At 70.0% G+C, this 16824-nt stretch carries 15 protein-coding genes and 1 pseudogene; 11 read left to right on the forward strand and 5 right to left on the reverse strand.

Going from position 1 to position 16824, the window contains the following annotated elements; all coding sequences use genetic code 11:
- The first annotated feature begins 19 nt into the window (after nt 1-19).
- The 3 genes and pseudogenes from ACYVGI_RS06400 to holA all read left to right on the forward strand — a co-directional run bounded on the left by ACYVGI_RS06400 (nt 20) and on the right by holA (nt 4532).
- Nucleotides 20-898: a ComEA family DNA-binding protein gene (locus tag ACYVGI_RS06400; protein WP_460631807.1), complete on the forward strand. Its 879-nt coding sequence runs from the start codon at nt 20-22 to the stop codon at nt 896-898.
- A 41-nt stretch (nt 899-939) separates the two neighbouring features.
- Nucleotides 940-3135 (forward strand): annotated as a pseudogene (locus tag ACYVGI_RS06405) (ComEC/Rec2 family competence protein); the annotation flags it as partial.
- A gap of 356 nt (nt 3136-3491) precedes the next feature.
- Entirely contained in the window at nt 3492-4532 is a 1041-nt protein-coding gene (gene holA / locus ACYVGI_RS06410; protein ID WP_460631808.1) for a DNA polymerase III subunit delta, read from the forward strand.
- A 97-nt stretch (nt 4533-4629) separates the two neighbouring features.
- On the opposite strand, the gene rpsT is transcribed toward holA, so the two are convergent.
- Both rpsT and ACYVGI_RS06420 read right to left on the reverse strand, forming a co-directional pair.
- Complete coding sequence (gene rpsT / locus ACYVGI_RS06415; RefSeq protein ID WP_085371417.1) at nt 4630-4890, reverse strand: 30S ribosomal protein S20; 261 nt, start codon at nt 4888-4890, stop codon at nt 4630-4632.
- 219 nt (nt 4891-5109) lie between these two features.
- Nucleotides 5110-6000, reverse strand: coding sequence for an NAD-dependent epimerase/dehydratase family protein (locus ACYVGI_RS06420; protein WP_460631809.1), 891 nt, complete (start codon nt 5998-6000; stop codon nt 5110-5112).
- Between the two features lie 86 nt (nt 6001-6086).
- On the opposite strand from ACYVGI_RS06420, the gene ACYVGI_RS06425 reads away from it, so the two are divergent.
- From ACYVGI_RS06425 to ACYVGI_RS06435, 3 genes are all read left to right on the forward strand, one after another.
- Nucleotides 6087-7304 carry an amidohydrolase gene (locus ACYVGI_RS06425; RefSeq protein ID WP_460631810.1) on the forward strand — a complete coding sequence of 406 codons (1218 nt, stop codon included), beginning with the start codon at nt 6087-6089 and terminating at the stop codon, nt 7302-7304.
- 126 nt (nt 7305-7430) lie between these two features.
- Nucleotides 7431-9284, forward strand: a complete 1854-nt coding sequence (lepA, locus tag ACYVGI_RS06430; protein WP_460631811.1) for a translation elongation factor 4 — start codon at nt 7431-7433, stop codon at nt 9282-9284.
- A 33-nt stretch (nt 9285-9317) separates the two neighbouring features.
- Nucleotides 9318-9860 (forward strand): hypothetical protein, encoded by a 543-nt coding sequence (locus ACYVGI_RS06435; RefSeq protein WP_460631812.1) that lies wholly within the window; start codon nt 9318-9320, stop codon nt 9858-9860.
- On the opposite strand, the gene ACYVGI_RS06440 is transcribed toward ACYVGI_RS06435, so the two are convergent.
- A complete protein-coding gene (locus tag ACYVGI_RS06440) occupies nt 9857-10495 on the reverse strand; it encodes a dihydrofolate reductase family protein (RefSeq protein ID WP_460631813.1) in 639 nt (212 codons plus the stop codon). The genes ACYVGI_RS06435 and ACYVGI_RS06440 overlap by 4 nt on opposite strands.
- Nucleotides 10496-10645: 150 nt before the next feature.
- On the opposite strand from ACYVGI_RS06440, the gene ACYVGI_RS06445 reads away from it, so the two are divergent.
- Both ACYVGI_RS06445 and hemW read left to right on the forward strand, forming a co-directional pair.
- Complete coding sequence (locus ACYVGI_RS06445) at nt 10646-11293, forward strand: DUF1990 family protein (RefSeq protein ID WP_460631814.1); 648 nt, start codon at nt 10646-10648, stop codon at nt 11291-11293.
- Nucleotide 11294: 1 nt separating this feature from the next.
- Nucleotides 11295-12521 carry a radical SAM family heme chaperone HemW gene (gene hemW / locus ACYVGI_RS06450; protein WP_460631815.1) on the forward strand — a complete coding sequence of 409 codons (1227 nt, stop codon included), beginning with the start codon at nt 11295-11297 and terminating at the stop codon, nt 12519-12521.
- 90 nt (nt 12522-12611) lie between these two features.
- On the opposite strand, the gene ACYVGI_RS06455 is transcribed toward hemW, so the two are convergent.
- Both ACYVGI_RS06455 and ACYVGI_RS06460 read right to left on the reverse strand, forming a co-directional pair.
- Complete coding sequence (locus ACYVGI_RS06455) at nt 12612-12992, reverse strand: DUF4870 domain-containing protein (protein ID WP_055893610.1); 381 nt, start codon at nt 12990-12992, stop codon at nt 12612-12614.
- Nucleotides 12993-13135: 143 nt separating this feature from the next.
- A complete protein-coding gene (locus ACYVGI_RS06460) occupies nt 13136-13759 on the reverse strand; it encodes a DUF4870 domain-containing protein (protein ID WP_460631816.1) in 624 nt (207 codons plus the stop codon).
- A 157-nt stretch (nt 13760-13916) separates the two neighbouring features.
- Here ACYVGI_RS06460 and hrcA point away from each other — a divergent pair, with 157 nt between their 5' ends.
- Genes hrcA through ACYVGI_RS06475 form a run of 3 tightly spaced genes read left to right on the forward strand, consistent with a single transcriptional unit; the run spans nt 13917 to nt 16819 of the window.
- The gene (gene hrcA / locus ACYVGI_RS06465; RefSeq protein ID WP_460631817.1) at nt 13917-14936 is read left to right on the forward strand and encodes a heat-inducible transcriptional repressor HrcA; all 1020 of its coding nucleotides are present in this window, start codon (nt 13917-13919) and stop codon (nt 14934-14936) included.
- A gap of 28 nt (nt 14937-14964) precedes the next feature.
- Complete coding sequence (dnaJ, locus tag ACYVGI_RS06470; protein ID WP_460631818.1) at nt 14965-16071, forward strand: molecular chaperone DnaJ; 1107 nt, start codon at nt 14965-14967, stop codon at nt 16069-16071.
- Between the two features lie 7 nt (nt 16072-16078).
- Nucleotides 16079-16819: a 16S rRNA (uracil(1498)-N(3))-methyltransferase gene (locus tag ACYVGI_RS06475; RefSeq protein WP_460631819.1), complete on the forward strand. Its 741-nt coding sequence runs from the start codon at nt 16079-16081 to the stop codon at nt 16817-16819.
- The last annotated feature ends 5 nt before the right edge of the window (nt 16820-16824 follow it).

A 16824-nucleotide genomic window follows, 5' to 3' on the forward strand; every position in this document is an offset into this window, starting at 1 on the left:
CCGTTCGTAGCGTTGGGGGATGCGAGAACGGGAGCAGGGTGCGGCGGGAGCCGCGGCAACGGATGGCGCGGCGTTGGATGGCGCGGCGGCGGTTGGCGCCGCGTTGGATGGTGCGGCGTTGGATGGCGCGGCGTTGGATGGCGCGGCGTTGGATGGCGCGGCGTTGGATGGCGCGGTGATGGATGTTGCGGCGACGGTTGGCGCTGCGACGGATGCTCGGACGTTCGACGGCGCTCCAGGCGCTGAGGATCGGACCGAGGTGCCGCCGCACTCGCGTCGGGTGCGGTTGGGAGTCGGCGCAGCCGTGGTGCTCCTGCTCGGTGCGCTGGTGGTCGCCATCGTCGTGTCCGCTCTCGGACAGCGCGGCGCAACGGCGATCGTCGCACCCGTGTCGACCAGCGTGCCGTCCCTGGCCCCGGCCGCCGCCGCTGTCGCATCGGCCGCGAGCGGCCGAGACGTCGTGCTCGTCCACATCCTCGGGGCGGTGAGCGTCCCCGGCCTGGTTTCGCTGGCGTCCGGCGCCCGCGTGATGGACGCCATCGCCGCAGCCGGCGGCCTCGCCGACGACGCCGATCTCAGCAGCGTGAATCTCGCCCGCCCTGTCTCGGACGGCGAACAGCTCTCCGTCCCGCGCGTCGGCGAAGCGGTCCCTCCACCCGCCGCGTCCGGCACGACCGGCGCTTCCGGTTCGGTCGCAGCCCCCTCCGGCACCGTGAATCTCAACACCGCAACTCAGGCCGACCTGGAAACCCTCCCGCGCATCGGCCCGACCCTCGCAGCCCGCATCCTGGACTGGCGCACCGCCAATGGCCGTTTCGCCGCACCGACCGATCTGCTCGCCGTGACCGGCATCGGCCAGAGACTCTTCGACGGCGTGAAAGACCTGGTCACGGTATGACCCCCGATCTGCGCCTCGTCGGGCCCGCCGTCTCGCTCTGGATGGCGGGCGCGCTCACCATCGGCGCTCCGGATGCGGCGCGACCCGTCGCCGTCACCTGCTGGCTCCTCGCCGCAGCGGCGTTGGCGGTGGCGTTCCTGCTTCGGCGGCGTGAGCGAGCAGGTGCGGGTTCGCGCGCGTGCGCGCGCACACCGAGGCGTGCTCAGTCCCGCCCTCGACGCACACGCTCCTCGCCACTGCTCGCGGCCACCATCGCGTGCGTCTGCCTCGCCGCCATTGCGCTCATCACCACCACCGTCGCTGCCCAGAGCCCTGGCAGGAACCCACCCGAACTCGTCGCCGCGACCTCGAGCGGAGCACACGTCACCGTCACCGTCCGCACCCAGAGCACGCCGCACGCGCTGTCGCCTGGCTTCGACGGCTCCGCCCGCTGGCGCTGGCGGGGCACGACGGAGTCGGTCACCGCGGGCCGGGCAGGCGCAGCGTCGTCCACCGCGGGCCGGGCCGATGCAGCGTCGCCCACCGCTGTCGCCGCATCAGCCCCCGTGACGATCGTCGCGACCCTCCCCACCCCCTCAACGCGCCCACCCGCATTCGGCACCCTCCTCCGCATCACCGGCACCATCGCCCTCAACCCCGCTGGCGAGCAGACCACCTTCACCATCTCCGCGACCAGCGCCGTCGAATTCCTGGATGACCCGCCCTGGTGGCTCGGCTGGACCGAACAGGTCCGCGAGCGCTTCGCCGCGGCCGCCGCGACCACCCCCGGCCACGGCGGTGCGCTCCTCCCCGGTCTCGCGATCGGCGACGAGAGCGCCGTCCCGTCCGCCCTGGACGGCGCGATGAAGACGAGCTCGCTCAGCCACCTCACCGCCGTCTCCGGCGCCAATTGCGCGCTCGTCACGGCGGCCGCCTTCTTCGCCGGCACCCGCATCGGCCTGGGCAGGCGCACCAGGGTCGCCGTCGCGCTCGTCGCCCTCGCAGCGTTCGTCGCGCTGGTCACGCCGGGCGCGAGCGTGATCCGCGCGGCCACCATGGCCGTCGTCGTCCTCGTCGGCATCGCCCGCGGGCGACCGTCGCACGGCCTGGCGCTGCTCGCTCTCGCCGTCATCGTGCTGCTCGTGCACGATCCGTGGCTCGCCAGGGACTACGGCTTCGCGCTCTCCGTCCTGGCCACCGGCGGGCTGGTCGTCCTGGCTGCGCCACTCACGCGCATCCTGAGCCGGTGGCTGCCGAGGGCGCTCGCGCTGGCGGTCGCCGTGCCGCTCGCCGCCCAGGTGGCGTGCCAGCCCGTGCTGATCATGCTCACGCCCACCCTCCCGCTGTACGGCGTCGTCGCCAACCTGCTCGCGGGGCCCGCCGCACCGGTCGCCACCCTGTTCGGCTGTCTCGCCTGTATCGCTCTGCCGTTCGCCCCGGTGCTCGGGCAGACGCTGGTGTGGGGCGCCTGGCTGCCGTCCGCCTGGATCGCTCAGGTGGCCACGACCACGAGCGTGCTTCCCGGCAGCGCCCTGCCCTGGGCGGACGGTCTCGTCGGCGTGCTGCTGTGCGTCGCCGTCCTGCTGGCCGTCGCCGTGCTCGCACTGACGCGGAGGCGAGTTGGCCGCGGAGTGCTCGCCACCGTCGCCGCCTCCTCCCTTGCGCTCGGAACGACCGGCTATCTCGGGATGCTCGGCGGCAGCACCATCGGCCGCCTGACCACCCTGCCTGCCGCCTGGCAGATCGCCGCGTGCGACGTCGGGCAGGGCGACGCGCTCCTCGTCCGCGACGCCGGTCAGGTCGCCATGATCGACGTGGGACGCCACCCCCACCTCGCAGCCGCCTGCCTCGACAGGCTCGGGATCGCGCGCATCGACCTCCTGGTGCTCACCCACTTCGACGTCGACCACGTCGGCGGCCTCTCCGCTCTCGATGGCCGAGTCACGCGGGCGATCGTGGGGGAGCCCGGCCGCGACCTCGACCGCCATGCGATCAACGCCGTGCGGCAGTCCGGGGCACAGCTCGACCAGGGCTTCGCCGGCATGGGCGGGATGCTCGGCGCGCTGCGCTGGCGCATCCTCTGGCCTCCCGTGCCCGGCGCCGGTCGCTCCGCCCTGAGCGGCAACCCCGGCAGCGTCGTCGTCGCCGTCGACGGGGCGGCCATCCGCTCCCTCTTCCTCGGCGACCTCGACGAGGACGCCCAGAACTCCCTGCTCGCGGCGGGCGTCATCGAACAGACAGACGTCGTCAAGGTCGCCCACCACGGCTCCGCCGACCAGAGCGGGCGGCTGTACACCAGCCTGAACGCCGGGCTCGCCCTCGTCTCCGTCGGGCGCGAGAACGGCTACGGGCACCCCACCCCCACCGCACTCGGGATGCTCGCCGCAGCGGGCGCCATGGTCGCCCGCACCGACACCTCCGGGCTCCTCCTCGTCTCACCGGGCCCAGAGCCCGGCAGCCTGGAGCTCTGGACGGAGCGCGGCGAACCCGCCGCGCCAACCGCATCCGCTCCGACCACCACGTCCGGTGCTTCCCGATCCACCTCCCTATCCACCTCCCTATCCACCTCCCGTGACGGTGGCCGCCCGTACACTGGAACAGACCGAGGAGGAACGTGGCGGCACGAGGCGGCAGCAGGGCGAGCGCGAGCAAGGGGCGGGCGCCGAGCGCCGTCATTCCGCAGCTCGCGTGGAATCAGATCAGAACGGCGCCGGTCGTCCTCGTCTCCGGCACCGAAGGGTTCCTCGCCGACCGTTCCATCCGGATGCTGCGCGACACCCTCAAGGCGGAAGACCCGAGCCTCGAGATCAGCGACATCAACGCTGGCGACTACGCGCCGGGGGAGCTGCTCACGCTCGCGAGCCCCTCCCTGTTCGGCGAGCCGAGGCTGATCAGGGTCGAGGCCGTCGAGAAGTGCAACGACTCCTTCCTGAGCGACATGCTCGACTACCTGTCCGGCACCGCAGACGGCACCGTCGTCGTGCTCCGGCACGCGGGTGGTGTGCGCGGCAAGAAGCTGCTCGACGCCATCCGTGCCGGGACGGGCGGCGGCATCGAAGTGGTCTGCACCGAGCTGAAGAAGGACTCCGACAAGTACGACTTCGCCCAGGCCGAGTTCCGGAGCGCCGGCAAGAAGATCACTGCGGGAGCGCTGCGGGCGGTGACGTCCGCGTTCGCCGACGACCTCGCCGAGCTCGCGGCGGCGTGCCAGCAGCTCATCTCCGACACCGCGGCGGAGGTCACCGAGGCGACGGTCGACAAGTACTACGGCGGCCGGGTCGAGACGAACGCCTTCCACGTCGCCGACGCCGCTATCGCCGGGCGGTACGGCGAGGCGCTGGTGACGATGCGCCACGCTCTGGCGTCCGGCGCCGACCCCGTGCCGATGGTCGCCGCGTTCGCCAGCAAGGTCCGCACGATGGCCAAGCTGTCCGGCGCCCGCGGCGGTTCCGGCCAGCTCGCGCAACAGTTCGGACTCGCCCCGTGGCAGGTCGACCGCGCCAAGCGCGACCTTCAGGGCTGGACGGAAGACGGCCTCGGCCGCTGCATCGAGGTGCTCGCCGAAACCGACGCGAACGTCAAAGGCGGCGGCCGCGACCCCGTTTTCGCGCTGGAACGCATGATCCGCATCGTCAGTTCCCGCGGCCGCGGCTAGCCCGCGCAGCGAGCGACCCCCCCCGTCAACGCGAAGAGCCCCCGTCCGGAGACGGGGGCTCTTCGCTGCCGGACCTGGTCCGGGATGCTGGCGCTGCTTAGAGAGCTGCAACCTGCTTGGCGATCGCCGACTTCTTGTTGGCGGCCTGGTTCTTGTGGATGACGCCCTTGCTGGCGGCCTTGTCGAGCTTCTTGGTAGCGAGCTTCAGCGCCGAAGTCGCCTTGTCCTTGTCGCCTGCCGCGACGGCCTCGCGGGTTGCGCGAACGGCGGTCTTGACCTCGCTCTTGACAGCCTTGTTGCGCTCCTGCGCCTTCTTGTTGGTGCCGATGCGCTTGATCTGCGACTTAATGTTTGCCACGTGGTTACTTTCGTTAGAAGTGAGTTTCGGATGAGCCGCTCAGCGAGAGAGGGCGCCTTGCGGCAGTCGTGCGGACGAACCCACACGCAAGCCAACAAACAACTTTACCAGTGCGCCGCCTCAGCGCCAAACCGGACCGAGGATGCGCCGGACCCGGTCAGGCAGGCGGCGCATCCCCGGAGTTGCGGCCGAGCGTGCGCAGCACCGACCGGCCAGTGACTACTCCGCACCGACCGCCTGCGGTGCGTACGAACCGCTCGCGATCTCCTCGAGCAGCGTCGGGCCGTTGGGCTCCCAGCCGAGGTCGATCCGCGCCCTGGTCCCTCTGGCCTGCTGGTCGAGCAGCAGGGCGTCCGCGAACGCCGCGCCGAGACGGTCGCGGCTGTCGGCCGGGGTCTCCTCCTGTACGCCGCCGGCAAGGCCTGCGGCAGCGGAAGCCGCCTCGCCGAGCTCGCGCACGGTCGGGTTCTGGCCGCTCGCGCCCAGGTACACCGCACCGGCGTCGCCGTTCTCGAACGCGAGCACATACAGGGCCGCGAGGTCGTCGACGTGCACCGTCGTCCAGTGCTGCGTGCCGTCGCCGACCAGGCGGAGCGCCGGGGCGACACCGGTGCCGCGGGGCGCATCCACGATCACGGTCGGGATGCCCGCGCCGCGTCCGTAGACCACCGCGGGAACGACCACGGCCGTGCGAACGCCCTCTGCCGCGAGCACGCGCGCCTCGGTCGCCCCGCGCCACGCGGTGAGGGCGGGCGGGGCGGCAGGGGAGTCCTCGACGATGTCCGCGTTGGAGCCGTACGTCCAGATCCCGCCCGTGTGCACGAACGGCTTGCCGCTGCCCGCGAGTCCGGCGAGCACCGCCTCCACGAAGCCGGGGTCCACGTCCTTCGCCGATGCCAGGTGGATGACGCCGTCGCTCTCGCGAGCCGCCCGCTCCACCAGTTCGACGTCGGTCGCGTCGCCGATGAGCGCCGTCGCGCCCGCTGCCTCGACCTGGCCCGCCTTCGCCTCGTCGCGGACCAGCGCCGTGACGCTGTGTCCTTCCTCGATGAGGAGGGGGAGGACGGATGATCCGATGAAGCCGGTCGCGCCGGTCAGAAGAATGCTCATGCAGACCACAATCGCGCATCCACCCGATCCATTCCCGGGTACCATCGCCAGCACCTCCCGCACCACCCGGGCGTAGGCTCGAATCCATGACCACAACCTCTTCCGTCGCCATCGTCAACGCCTACATCGTCCCGGTCGCCGGTGACCCGATCGAGAACGGCACCGTCCTCATCCAGGACGGCACGATCTCCGCCGTCGGCACGGAGGTCAGCGTTCCCGACGGCGTGGAGACCGTGGATGCGGCGGGCAAGTGGGTGCTCCCCGGCTTCATCGAGTCGCACGGTCACGTGGGCATCCACGAGGAGGCGAACGGTCCCGCTGGCGACGACACGAACGAGATGACCACCCCGAACACCGCGGCCGTCCGCGCCATCGACGCCATCAACATCGACGACGAAGGGTTCAGGGACGCACTCTCCGGCGGGGTCACCTCCATCGTCGTCAAGCCGGGCTCGGGCAACCCGATCGGCGGCCAGACCGTCGCCATCAAGTCGTGGGGCGGCCGCACCATCGACGAGCAGGTGCTACGGGAGGCCGTCAGCGTGAAGTCAGCGCTCGGCGAGAACCCGAAACGGGTCTACGGAGGCAAGAACGTCATCCCGAGCACGCGGCTCGGCGTCGCCATGATCATCCGCGAGGCGTTCGTGGATGCGCAGAACTATCGTGCCCAGCGCGACGACGCGCAGAAGGAGGGCAAGCCGTTCGCCCGCGACCTCGGCAAGGAGACGCTGGTGCGGGTGCTCGACGGCGAGCTCGCCTGGGACCAGCACACCCACCGCCACGACGACATCGCCACCGCGATCCGCCTCGCCGACGAGTTCGGCTACCGCCTGGTGATCAACCACGGCACCGAGGCGCACAAGATCGCGGACGTGATCGCCGAGCGCGACATCCCGGTCATCTTCGGCCCGATGTTCACCTCGCGTTCCAAGGTGGAGTTGCGCGACCGCGCCATCGGCAACCTCGCGAAGATCGCCGCCGCAGGCGTCCGCGTCGCGATCACCACCGACCACCCGGTCGTGCCGATCAACTTCCTCGTGCACCAGGCGTCCCTCGCTGTGAAGGAGGGGCTGCCGCGCGAGACCGCCCTCGAAGCGCTGACCGTCAACCCTGCGTCGTTCCTGCGGCTCGACGACAGGGTCGGCTCGCTCACCCCCGGCCTCGACGGCGACGTCGTGATCTGGTCAGGCGACCCGCTCGACGTCAACTCCCGCGCGGAGCGCGTCTTCATCGAAGGCGCAGAGGTCTACCGCTGGGAGAACGGCGCGGGAACGGTCGTCGAGCGCGCCGAGCGCTTCGCCTGACCGCGCATCCACTCGTGCCGAAACGCCGTGCGCGCCCGCGCCGCACGGCGTTTCGGCACGAGCTGTCGGCTCGTCGCCGGCCCCGAATAGGAGACGCGCCCGTCGGCGTGGGAGAATCGCAGCACAATGTCACCACGAGCTCTGAAGGCCCTTGAGCCCGCCGCGACCGATCCGGCGTTCATCCGCAATTTCTGCATCATCGCCCACATCGACCACGGCAAGTCCACCCTGGCCGACAGGATGCTGCAGATCACCGGCGTCGTCGCCGAGCGCGACATGCGCGCGCAGTACCTGGACCGCATGGACATCGAGCGCGAGCGCGGCATCACGATCAAGAGCCAGGCGGTCCGGATGCCCTGGGCGGACGACGACGGCCAGGCGTTCACGCTGAACATGATCGACACCCCCGGTCACGTCGACTTCACCTACGAGGTGTCCCGGTCTCTCGCCGCGTGCGAGGGCGCGATCCTGCTGGTCGACGCCGCGCAGGGCATCGAGGCGCAGACGCTCGCGAACCTCTACCTCGCGCTCGAGAACGACCTCACGATCATCCCCGTGCTGAACAAGATCGACCTGCCGGCCGCCGACCCGGACAAGTACGCCGCCGAGCTCGCCAGCCTGATCGGCGGCAAGCCGGAGGACGTCCTGCGCGTGTCCGGCAAGACCGGCATCGGCGTGGATGCGCTGCTCGACAGGGTCGTGGACCTCATCCCCGCTCCGGTGGGCGTCAAGGACGCGCCTGCGCGCGCCATGATCTTCGACTCCGTGTACGACAGCTACCGCGGCGTCGTCACCTACGTGCGCATGATCGACGGCCAGCTCTCGCCGCGCGAGCGCATCCAGATGATGTCGACCAGGGCCACCCACGAGATCCTCGAGATCGGCGTCTCCGCCCCCGAGCCAACCCCGTCGAAGGGGCTGGGCGTCGGCGAGGTCGGCTACCTGATCACCGGCGTGAAAGACGTGCGCCAGTCCAAGGTCGGCGACACGGTGACCTCGGCGGCCAAACCGGCGACGGATGCGCTCCCCGGTTACACCGAGCCCAAACCGATGGTCTTCTCCGGCCTGTACCCGATCGACGGCAGCGACTACCCCGAACTGCGCGAGGCGCTCGACAAACTCAAACTGTCGGATGCGGCCCTCGTCTACGAGCCGGAGACCTCTGTCGCCCTCGGCTTCGGATTCCGCTGCGGCTTCCTCGGCCTGCTGCACCTGGAGATCGTCACCGAGCGCCTGGAGCGCGAGTTCGGCCTCGACCTCATCACCACCGCGCCGAGCGTGATCTACGAGGTGACCACGGAGGACAAGAAGGTCATCACGGTCACCAACCCGAGCGAGTTCCCGGGCGGCAAGATCGCCAAGGTCGAGGAGCCGATGGTGAAGGCCGCGATCCTCGCGCCGAAGGACTACGTCGGCGTCATCATGGAACTCTGCCAGAGCCGCCGCGGCTCGCTCCTCGGCATGGAGTACCTCGGCGAGGACCGCGTGGAGATCCGCTACACGATGCCGCTCGGCGAGATCGTCTTCGACTTCTTCGACCAGCTCAAGAGCCGCACGGCCGGATACGCCTCACTCGACTACGAGCCCACCGGCCAGCAGGAGGCCGACCTGGTCAAGGTCGACATCCTCCTCCAGGGAGAGCAGGTGGATGCGTTCAGCGCCATCGTGCACCGCGACAAGGCGTACGCGTACGGCGTGCTGATGACCGGCCGTCTGCGCGAGCTGATCCCGCGCCAGCAGTTCGAGGTGCCCATCCAGGCGGCCATCGGCGCGCGCATCATCGCCCGCGAGAGCATCAGGGCGATGCGCAAGGATGTGCTCGCGAAATGCTACGGCGGCGACATCACCCGCAAGCGCAAGCTCCTCGAGAAGCAGAAGGAGGGCAAGAAGCGCATGAAGATGGTCGGCCGCGTGGAGGTCCCCCAGGAGGCGTTCATCGCTGCGCTGTCGGGCGACGTGGAGAAGAAGGACAAGAAGTAGGTTGGCACGCCGAACCCCGCCGGCGGACGAATCGTGACGGAGCCGTCGGACGCGGACAGCCGTGCTGGTCGCGTCCGGGGAGGGACGCCACTGCCGCTTCGACTGGCGGTCGCGCTCCTCACTGCGAGCGGCGTCGTCTCCGCGACGATGTTCGTCGTGGGTCTGGTGTCGCAGGACTGGGCCGGTTTCGTCGCCAGGGCGTCCAGCGGTCTGATGGCGAAGGGGGTGCCGGACGACCGGATCCCCGGAATGGTGGCGACGACGGTCGTGCTCGCTCTGGCGACGCGGCTCATCGCCTTCGCGATCGTCGAACTGCCGGTGCTCTTCGGCTGGCTGGCGATCCGTGGGCACGCGTGGGCACGCGTCGTCGTGACGGTTCTGACGGCGCTTCTCGCCGCGCTCTCCCTCGGCGACCCGTCTCCGGCTCTGCTTCTCGACGCACTGAGCGTAACGGCGACCGTGCTGCTGTGGCTGCCGTCGTCCAGCGCGTTGATCCGTGATAGGAGCGTGCAGCGGAAACGTTCGAAGGATCGCGATGCGAATGCCCTCATTCCTCCGAACGGGCGCGGGCTCTAGTCCGCACGCTCCCGCCGGTACACGTTCACCACCACGCCCGACGCCAGCGCTCTGCTCTCCGCCAGCGTCAGCCGTGTGGTCGGGAACCCCTCCGGGAACAGCTTCTTCCCCGAGCCGAGCACCAGCGGATACACCAGCAGCCGGTACTCGTCCACCAGGTCTGCCGCGGCCAGTGTCCTCACCAGCCCCGTGCTGCCCCACACCCGCAGCTCCCCGGAAACCGTGTCGCGCACCGACCGCACCGCCTCCGGCACATCCTCGCCGAGCAGGTGCGCGTTCTGCCACTCCAGCGTCGTCAGCGTCCGCGACGCCACGTATTTCGGGATGCGGTTGTAGCGTCTCGTGAGCTCGCCCATCATGCCGTCCGCGTTCTCGTCCCAGACGCCCCACGCACCTGCCCAGATGTCGTACGTCTTCCTGCCGAGCAGCAGCGCCTCCGCCTTCGACTCCCAGTCGGCGACCAGGCTGTCGCCCTCGTCGCCCTCCGAGCCCTCCGAGCCCTCCGAGCCGTTCGCGTCGCCCTCCATCGCCCAGCCGCCGAGGTCGAAGCCGCCTTCCCTGTCCTCGTCCGGCCCTCCGCCGCCCTGCACCACCCCGTCGAGGGTGATGAACTCCTGCACCACGATCCTGCCCATCGCCGGTCCTCCTCGTCCGTCGCTCGTCCGTCGCTCGTCCGCCCCACGCCCGCCCCGTGCATCCCGCATGGTACGCGCCAAGTAGAGTTGTCGTCTGGCTCCGTCCGTTGCAAACTGGGACCGCTCGCCCGAGGAAGAGAAACAGCACCCATGCGTCGCTCAACGTTCACCGATCAGCCCGTCACCTACGGTGCGGTCGGTGGCACGCAGGCTCCCGACCTGCTCTACTACCCGCCGAAGGGCTACAAGTCGTTCATCCGTCAGGCGAGGATCGGCAGCGGCGAAGAGCGGTTCGCATCCACGGTCACCGCTCTGATGACGTGGGGGGTGCAGCGGGGGAGCGGCATCAAGGTCACCGAGACCCACGAGGGCACCGGCGTGCAGTACGAGGGCGTCGTTTTCAACGCGGACGGCACCCCGGCGAAGATGCAGGAGCACCGCCCGTCCGAGGCGATCTTCGCCGATGACGGCTCGCCGTACATCGCCAACGGCATGACCGCCGTGCTGAAAATCCCGTTCTGGCCGGTCCATGTGTCGGCGCCGGTCCGCGTCGTCTACGTCATCGACGAGCCGCACCGTGCCGGGTTCGCGTACGGGACGCTGCACGGGCATCCCGAGTCCGGCGAGGAGGCGTTCCTGGTGGAGCTGCGCGACGACGGGTCGGTGTGGTTCGTTCTGCGCGCGTTCTACCGTCCGTCGACCGCGTTCTACCGGTTCGTGTCGCCGATCCTGCGGCTCGCCCAGCGTCACTACACCGCGAAATACCTGCGGTCGCTGCTTCCCGCCAGGGCGGCCTGAGGTGCCGAGCGCTCTTCCCCTCGGCGACCCTGCTCCCGCAGACGGCCTCCTGCCCGGCTCCGTGCTCGACGGTGTCGCCGAGCGCGCGTTCGGCGTGTACCTGCACGTCCCGTTCTGCCGTGTGCGCTGCGGGTACTGCGACTTCAACACCTACACGGCCACCGAGCTGCGCGGGGTGTCGCAGTCCGAGTACTCCGGTCATGCCCAGCGCGAGGTCGGCTTCGCTGCAACGGCGCTGCAGCAGAGCGGCCTTCCCGCCCGCGAAGCATCCACGGTGTTCTTCGGCGGCGGCACCCCGACGATGCTGCCCGCCTCCGACCTGGCGGGGATGCTCGCCGCCGTCCGGGATGCGTGGGGCCTCGCGGCCGGCGCGGAGGTCACCACCGAGGCCAACCCGGACTCCGTCGACGCCGCCTACCTGCGCAGCCTCGCCGACGCCGGATTCACGCGCGTCTCGTTCGGGATGCAGTCGGCGGTGCCGCACGTGCTGGCCACCCTGGAGCGCACCCATGACCCGGAGCGGGTTCCGCTGGTGGTCGAGTGGGCGAGGGATGCGGGACTTCAGGTGAGCCTCGACCTCATCTACGGCACACCGGGAGAGTCGCTGGACGACTGGGCGCGGTCGCTGGACTCCGCCGTCGCCTGCCGCCCCGACCACCTGTCTGCGTACTCGCTGATCGTGGAGACGGGGACGAAGCTGGCGAGGCAGATCAAGTCCGGCCAGGTCGCCGAGCCGGACGAAGACCTGCAGGCCGACATGTACGAGCTGGCGGATGCGCGGCTCGCCGACGCGGGATACGGCTGGTACGAGGTCAGCAACTGGGCGCGTGACGACGATCACCGGTCGCGCCACAACCTCGCGTACTGGCAGGGCCACGACTGGTGGGGCGTCGGACCGGGCGCGCACAGCCATGTCGGCGGCGTCCGCTGGTGGAACGTGAAGCATCCCGCCGCATACGCCGGCCGCGTGCTGGCGGGGGAGTCGCCCGCCGCCGGCAGGGAGACCCTGGATGCGGAGACCAGGCGGGTGGAGCGGGTGCTGCTGCTCACGCGCATCCGGGACGGCATCGCTATCGCGGAGCTGGACCAGCACGGCCGCACGGCCGTCGCCGGTCTCATCGCCGACGGACTGGTGGATGCGCGTGCCGCCCTCCGCGGGACGATCGAGCTGACGCTCTCCGGCCGCCTCCTGGCCGACGCCGTCGTCCGCCGCCTGCTCGACGACTGACCAGACGCAACGAGTGGTCCCGAATCGCCGCGGGTGCAGGAGTGCACACGGCAATTCGAGACCACTCGATGACGGAACCGACCGGTCGTGCTAGCTGACGAACTTGATCGCCACCGGGTAGACGTAGTACTGACCCTGGTTGGCCTTGATGGCGGCGATGATGCTGAAGACGATGTTCAGCACGGCCGCGGCGGCGATGATGATCACGCCGACGAACACGATCGACAGGATGCCGCCGACGATGTATGCAATGAAGATCGTGATCTGGAAGTTCAGTGCGGTGGCGGTGTGCGCGCGGACGAACGGTCCCTTGTCCTTGAGGACGAGGTAGCCGACGAGCGCCGGGATCCAGTTGAAGATGATGCCACCGATGTGGACCAGCGTCGCCCAGAGCTTCTCATCCGAGGGGCTGAGCTGCTGGGACTGGCCTCCGTACGGTGCGCTGGGCGGCGGCGGGGGCGTTGCGGACATTGTTCTCTCCTTGGCTTCGCCCGACTGGGGCGGGCGGGGTCGTGGACGGGATCGTCAGCCACAACAGTAGGGCAAACGTGCCGAAACTGGGAAGACGCCGAGAGACGCGGGGTCTCTCGGCGTCTTCGACGCGGCCGGATCGACTACTTGATGAACCGGAAGTTCACCGGGTAGCGGTATGTGCCGCCGCCGTTGACCTTCACGAACCCGAGGATCGAGAAGATCAGGTTGACGACGTAGAGGACCCACGGGATGAGCAGGCCGAAGATCAGCCAGCCGAAGCCGGTGAACGCCAGCACGGCGCCGACGATCTGGGAGGCGACCCAGACGATGATCCAGGTGATCTGCCAGTTGAGCGCTTCCTTGGACTCCTGGTTGGTCAACTGCCCGCGGTCCTTGAACACGAGGAAGATGATCAGCGACGGCAGGATCCAGAGGATTCCGCCGAGGTGAGCGAACGAGGCCCACTGCTTGTCCTGCGCGGGGTCGAGCGGCGCGGCGGGGGCCGCGTACGGCTGGCCGGGCTGCTGAGGCTGCCCGTACGGCTGGCCGGGCTGCTGCCCATACGGCTGGCCGGGCTGCTGGGGCGGCTGCTGACCGTACGGCTGCTGCGGAGGCACCTGCCCGCCGTACGGCTGCTGCGGCTGCTGAGGAGGCTGCGGCGCCTGCGGCGGCACCTGGCCTGTCGGCTGCTGCGGTACGTTCGGCTGTTGCGGTGGGACGCCGCCGCCTGCCGGATCGACCGGCGGTTGGTTCGGGTCACTCATGGTCGGAGCCTTTCGTTCGCGGATCGTACGAATCGAACCTGTGCGCATACCGTACTGCCGCCGCTCGCGGTGGGGCAATGGTCGCGTGGGCGTGTCAGCGCGTTATGATTAGCACTCAGGTTCAGTGAGTGCTAAGGGTCTTCGGGAGGCGGGTCGGATGGTTTCTGAGCGGAGCCTCGAGGTGCTGCGCGTGATCGTGCAGGACTACGTCGCCTCGCGCGAACCGGTCGGTTCCAAGAGCATCGTCGAGCGTCACTCGTTCGGCGTCTCCGCCGCGACGATCCGCAACGACATGGCGGCCCTGGAAGAGGAAGACCTGATCGCCGCGCCGCACACCTCCTCCGGTCGGGTGCCGACGGACAAGGGCTACCGCCTGTTCGTCGACCACCTCGCGGAGGTGCGTCCGCTCAGCCAGGCGCAGCGGCAGGCCATCGAGGTGTTCCTCGGCGAGTCGGCCGACCTGGACGATGTGCTCGCGCGCACCGTCCGGATGCTCTCGCAGCTCACCAACCAGGTCGCTCTCGTGCAGTACCCGTCGGTGTCGCGGTCGCGCATCCGGCACATCGAGCTGGTCACGCTGGCGCCGCGGAGGCTGCTCAGCGTGCTGATCACCGACACCGGCGCCGTCGAGCAGCGCACCATCGAACTCGCAGCCGATCTGTCCGACGAGGAGGTCGCGGAGATCCGCGGCGCCATCAACGGGGCAGCGGCCGGGCTTCCCCTCGCGGACGCCGCCGCCAGGCTCGCCCAGCTTCCGGATGCGCTGACCGAGCGCACGCAGGCGCTGGTCGCTCCCGTCGCCTCCGCCCTGATGGAGCAGATCGCTGCGAACCGTCAGGACAAGCTGGTGATGGCAGGAGCCGCGAACCTGGTGCGCACGGAGCACGATTTCTCCGGGAGCATCTACCCCGTCCTCGAGGCCATCGAGGAGCAGGTCGTGCTGCTGAAGCTGTTCGGTGAGATGGCGGGCGATCAGCACGGGGTGGCGGTGAGCATCGGGCGCGAGAACGCGTCGTTCGGGCTCGCCGAGACGTCCGTGCTGTCGAGCGGCTACACCGCATCCGGGTCGGAGCTGGCGCGTCTCGGCGTGCTCGGCCCGCTCCGCATGGACTATTCGAGCAACATGGCCGCCGTGCGAGCGGTGGCCCGCTACCTCTCCCGCCTGCTCGGCGAATAAGACAACGAACACGAAGGATAAGCCGTCTGTGGCCGACCACTACGAAGTTTTGGGCGTTGAGCGCAACGCCACCCCCGATGAGATCAAGAAGGCGTACCGCCGCCTCGCCCGTGAGCTGCACCCGGATGTGAACCCGTCCGCCGAGGCGTCCGAACGCTTCAAGCTGGTGACCCACGCGTACGACGTGCTGAGCGACCCGCAGCAGCGCGAGCAGTACGACCTCGGGCCGCAGGCCGGGTTCGGCGGAGCCGGCCAGAACTTCGGCGGCTTCGGCGACATCTTCGAGACCTTCTTCGGCGGCGGCGGGCAGTCCCGCGGCCCGAAGTCGCGCCGCGAGCGCGGCCAGGACGCGCTGCTGCGCGTGGAGGTGGACCTCGACGAGGTCATCTTCGGCACCCACCGCGACCTCGAGGTGGACACCGCCATCGTCTGCGAGACCTGCAACGGCTCGTGCTGCCAGCCGGGCACCGCTCCCGTCACCTGCGACATCTGTCACGGGACAGGAAGCATCCAGCGCTCTGTCCGGTCGCTTCTCGGCAACGTGATGACGTCCACGCCGTGCGGCACCTGCCGCGGATACGGCACCGTGATCGCGACGCCGTGCGTCACCTGCATGGGTCAGGGCCGCGTGCGCGCCCGTCGCACCGTCCCCGTCGACATCCCCGCCGGTGTCGACACCGGCCTGCGCCTGCAGATGCCGGGCAGCGGAGAGGCCGGTCCGGCCGGCGGCCCGAACGGCGACCTGTACCTCGAGATCAAGGTGAAGCACCACGACGTGTTCAGCCGCGACGGCGACGATCTGCTCTGCACGCTCGAAGTGGCGATGACGGATGCGATCCTCGGCACCACGGCGACGGTGAAGGCACTCGACGGCGACATCAAGCTGGAGCTGAAGGCCGGCATCCAGAGCGCCGACATCATCACGGTGAAGGATCGCGGCATCACGCACCTGCGCGGCAACGGCCGCGGCGACCTGCGAGTGGGCATCCAGGTGGTCACCCCCACCAAGCTGGACCACAAGGAGCGCGAGCTGATCAAGCAGTTCGCCAGCACGCACAAGCAGGGCGAGCCGTCGCTCGCGCGGTTCCAGCAGGGCCTGTTCGCGAAGCTGCGCGACCGCTTCCTGAACGTCTGAACCTGCGATGAGCTCCCTCTACCTGCGCGAAGACCTGGCCGAGGTCTCGGTCGGCGAACGCCTGTCGATCACGGGGCAGGAGGCGAAGCACGCGGCGACGGTGAACCGCACCAGGCCGGGCCAGACCGTGATGATCGGCAACGGCCGCGGCCTGGTGGCGGGCGGCGAGGTGGTCGAGGCGACCAGCGCCGAGCTCACCATCGACGTGGCCGACGTGCAGCGCGTCGAGCGGCAGGCTCCGGCGATCACGCTCGTGCAGGCGCTCGCAAAGGGCGACCGTGACGAACTCGCGATCCAGGCGGCCACCGAGCTCGGTGTGGATGCGGTGGTCCCGTGGGCCGCGAGCCGTTCGGTCTCCCGGTGGGAGGGGCAGAAGGTCGCCAAAGGCCGCGAGCGCTGGTCGACCATCGTGCGCGAGGCGGCGAAGCAGTCGATCCGCGCCTGGGTGCCGGAGGTCGGCGAGCTGGCCACGACGAAGCAGGTCGCCGCGCTCTGCGCCGACTCCCGAGTGCTCGTGCTGGAGCCCGACGCAGAGGCGAAGCTCACCGATGCGGTGCGCGAGGCGAGCAGCGATGCGCGCCCGCTGGTGCTCGTCGTCGGCCCTGAAGGCGGCATCGCACCGTCCGAGCTCGACGCGTTCCGCGCTGCGGGGGCCGAGCTCGTGCGCCTGGGCGCGACGGTGCTGCGCACCTCGACGGCCGGGCCCGCCGCTCTGGCCGTGCTGAACGCATCCATCGGTCGTTGGTAGTCGGC

Source organism: Leifsonia lichenia, from assembly GCF_054780215.1.